This is a genomic window from Verrucomicrobiota bacterium (assembly GCA_016871535.1).
In the GTDB taxonomy this organism is placed as follows: Bacteria; Verrucomicrobiota; Verrucomicrobiia; order Limisphaerales; family SIBE01; genus VHCZ01.
In genome coordinates this window covers 1-3,660 of record VHCZ01000399.1, presented here as the reverse complement: position 1 = coordinate 3,660, position 3,660 = coordinate 1, and the positions used below count along the sequence as shown (strand labels likewise).

Sequence of the window (3,660 nt, the reverse complement as noted above, 5' to 3'; positions counted from 1 at the left end):
TGAATATGCTCGAAACAACTCCGGGGAAAGATGGGCTTTGCATTCCAACCTCCCTGGAAGAACGGGGACAAATTATTGGATTAGGTAGATTCTGTCTAACACAATAAAAAATATTTCCACCCAATATTGTTCTGCTTCAGTCGAAAACGCCGGTTTGGGGATTGAGCTTACTCACTGATGCCGCATAGAAAGGCACAGTGATATGAGTCAATCTGAACGGCGGCACTTCAGTGCCCAAGACAAAGTCAAAATCCTCCGCTTGCATTTGCTGGAAGGCAAACCGGTCTCCGATTTGTGCGAGCAATACAAAATGAACCCCAGCCTGTTTTACCAATGGCAGCGGACCTTTTTCGAGAACGGGGCGCGAGCCTTTGAAGGATCGGGCAACGCTCGTAGTGAGACCAAATGGGAGAAGGAGGTGCAAGGGCTGGAGTCCAAGCTCCAACGCAAGCATGAGGTGCTCTCGGAGTTGATGGAGGAGTATATCCGCTTAAAAAAAGACATTGGGGAGCTTTGAACCAGGCATGGATCGCACACGACATTCGGGACGAGTTGGTGGATTTCGTAAGGCATTGGTCGGAACGGACGGAGATCTGTTACGAGCAACTGCTGCGGTGGATCGGACTGGCCTCGCGCAAATTCCGGGACTGGCGCAGCCGGTATGGCAAAGCCAACGAGCACAACTTTCTGGTGCCGCGCGACCATTGGTTGGAGGACTGGGAGAAGGCAGCCATCGTGAAGTTTTTTGCCGAATATCCCCTGGAGGGTTACCGACGGCTGTGTTTCATGATGCTGGACCGGGACATCGTGGCGGTCAGTCCGGCCAGCGTGTATCGGGTGCTCAAGGCCGAAGGGCTCCTGGCCAATCGCTGGCAGAAGCCCTCGCGCAAGGGCACGGGTTTTGTCCAGCCGCTGGAACCTCACGATCATTGGCACATCGATTTCTCGTATGTCAACGTGGGCGGGACCTTCTACTACCTGTGCAGCATTCTGGACGGGTGTTCTCGGTCCATTGTGCACTGGGAGATTCGGGAGGCGATGAAAGAAGCCGACGCCGAGATCGTCTTACAACGAGCTCGCGAAAAGCATCCCCAAGCGCGACCGCAGATCATTTCCGACAACGGTCCGCAATTTGTGGCCAAGGATTTCAAGGAGTTTCTGCGGCTGTGGCAAACCACGCACGTGTTGACCAGCCCGCATTATCCGCAGAGCAACGGCAAGCTCGAACGGTATCATCGGACTTTGAAGGAGCAAGCGATTCGGCCCAAGACGCCCCTGACGATCGAGGATGCGCGGCGGGTGGTGGGCGAATTTGTGGAGCATTACAACACCGTGCGCTTGCACAGTGCCTTGGGGTATGTGACCCCCAAGGATCGACTGGAAGGCCGGCACACGGAGATTCACGCCGCGCGGGATCGGAAGCTGGAAGCGGCGCGCGAGCAACGACGGCAGCGCCGGGCCCACCCGGAAGTGCGGTTATGAACATTGGAGGCTTGGAAAACAATCGCGGGCCGGTAAGCTCGCCGGCGTCCCCCCGGAGGATAGGGCTCTGCTGGGAAGCAACCCGAGCGCCGCGGGGGACTCGAATACCGCAGGCTTGGGCGGCTTTGGTCGCCCAGGCCGGCCTCCTGCGGGATCGACAGCAAAGCGAAAAATCCCAGGGGGTTTGGGGGACAGCGTCCCCCATTTCATCCTCTGATCAGATCAAAACAAAAACTCGCGGCAAAAGTGCGTTAGCTTTTTCGACCAACCGGCGTTTCACGCTGAACCAGTACAAGTATTTGTGTTGTGAATTACTTGGGAGCGTGAGGTTCGACCACGGTGGAAGCTCCTCGATATAGCTTTTTCGACGGCTCAGATCGATTTCCAACCAGTGCTTTCCAGGAAACTCCCTGTAATCCGCCAGGACGCGCGATGGCAAGCCGAACCAAGCATCCACAATGAGATTACCTATCGGGTCATCCTTGGTCATGAGCCGGCGGCGGTTTCTTCGCCACGCTCGGACTAACTTGACGACAGTGCCGGACTCCCTGCCGTATTCGTAAAACCAGCAGTGCTCGTGCTCCTCCGGTGGAAACAACTCTCTTGGGCAACAGTCAAAATCCCAGGCGGACAGCGGCGGAAGGTCTATCAGATGATTTCTGCTGCCGGACGACGCATGTTGCGACCGTGTGCTCATAGGCTTGCGCCTGCCCTTATCCTTCGTAATCAGGCAGCGTGCCGGCCTGCGAGAGGAACAATGTTCGCCTGTGCTGGCTTACTGGCGAACGTGACCCGCTGAGCCATTTCTGCGGAGTGCGTATCGCGCAGATGGCCGTAGGTTTTCATCGCCAACGCGCCGCCGTCTTTGTGGCCAAGCCAACGGGAGACGGTAGGGATGTCAACGCCAGCCTCAATGCAGCGCGTCGCGAAGAGATGCCGCAAATCATGATGGGTGAGCTTGGGGATGCCTATCCGGTCGCATGCATTCGCGAGCGCCTTGCGGCAGTCCAGGAAGCGGATTACCGGAGTGTCGGGCGGTTCGTCCGGGCGCTCGGAGCGGATTCCCTCCAGTAGTTGCCGAGTGTCGGGAATCATCGGGACCCGGCGTTCTTCGCTGTTCTTGGTCCCGGTTTCAGGATGGCCGCGGACCAGGATTTCGCCTTTCTCGAAGTTGCAGTCTCGCCAGGTGACGAACCGGGCTTCCGTCTTGCGCAGGCCAGTGAAGGCCAGGAATTGCACCATGTCCGCCGAGTCTTTGCCATAGACCCACCCGCAATTCTCGATGGCCTTGACCAACCCTTCGAATTGCGACGGCTCCGGCAAACGGAGTTTCTTTGGTTTTTCGGTCGCCCAGCCGATGACCCGCGCGGGATTGACATAGCAGGCGCCTTCCTTGATCCCGATTTCGAAGACTCGTCTGAGGATGCCAACGGTGTGGTTGAACGCCACGGGGCTCGAATCCAGGCCGAACTTCGCGGCCCAGTTCTCACAATTCCGCTCGGTGATGTCCCGAAGCTTCCTTCGCTCAAGGTCAGGCCATGACTTCAAGAGCGCGTCGATCCGCTCCGAATAGTACGCCTTGGTGCGCGGCTTCAATTCCAGGCTGCCGGCGATCCGCTGCTGGAAGATTTCCAGGGCGTCGCTAAAGGCCATCTTGCCAGCAGCGGCGGACTTGAGGGATTCCGCGGCGGCGCGTTCGGATTTTTCCAGATCGGAAAGCCGGAGCTTGGCGACGCTGATTACGTCGGTTTTCAGGCTCCGACGAATGAGCTTGCCGCGAACCCGGAGGCGGGCAAAATACGTCCCGGATGGAACGTAACGGATCAGGTTGGCGTATTGGGTTTTCTGCCAGTGATTGGCGGGATTTGACTCACCTTTGCTCACTTTCATGGCAGGTAGTATCAAATCGAAGTATCCAATTGTCAAATCTCGGATTGTTTCGTCAATGTAAGTCGTTGGTCATTAAATGATGGGCGATTGGCGCAGCGGTTAGCGCGTCTGCTTTACACGCAGTAGGTCGGGGGTTCGAATCCCTCATCGCCCACCAGATCATCGACGGGGGTTTGCTTGTTTCACGGTTTCATGGGCCTTGAGGTAAGCCGGAATTAGGAGGACAAACGAGAAAGCAACCTCAAATGCAATGACTTGCGGAGCGACCAGCCATTGGCACCGGGTTTG

4 protein-coding genes and 1 tRNA gene are annotated in these 3,660 nt (G+C 57.0%); 3 read left to right on the top strand and 2 right to left on the bottom strand.

Features of this window, described 5'->3' with window-relative positions; translation table 11 throughout:
* Positions 1-202 precede the first annotated feature (202 nt).
* Positions 203-517 (top strand): transposase, encoded by a 315-nt coding sequence (locus FJ398_26735; protein ID MBM3841479.1) that lies wholly within the window; start codon positions 203-205, stop codon positions 515-517.
* Positions 518-555: 38 nt separating this feature from the next.
* Positions 556-1,482, top strand: coding sequence for an IS3 family transposase (locus FJ398_26730; protein MBM3841478.1), 927 nt, complete (start codon positions 556-558; stop codon positions 1,480-1,482).
* A gap of 217 nt (positions 1,483-1,699) precedes the next feature.
* On the opposite strand, the gene FJ398_26725 is transcribed toward FJ398_26730, so the two are convergent.
* Positions 1,700-2,179, bottom strand: coding sequence for a hypothetical protein (locus FJ398_26725; protein MBM3841477.1), 480 nt, complete (start codon positions 2,177-2,179; stop codon positions 1,700-1,702).
* Between the two features lie 29 nt (positions 2,180-2,208).
* Complete coding sequence (locus FJ398_26720; protein ID MBM3841476.1) at positions 2,209-3,372, bottom strand: site-specific integrase; 1,164 nt, start codon at positions 3,370-3,372, stop codon at positions 2,209-2,211.
* A gap of 81 nt (positions 3,373-3,453) precedes the next feature.
* Between FJ398_26720 and FJ398_26715 the strand changes: the two genes are divergently transcribed.
* Positions 3,454-3,529 (top strand) — tRNA-Val (locus tag FJ398_26715).
* The last annotated feature ends 131 nt before the right edge of the window (positions 3,530-3,660 follow it).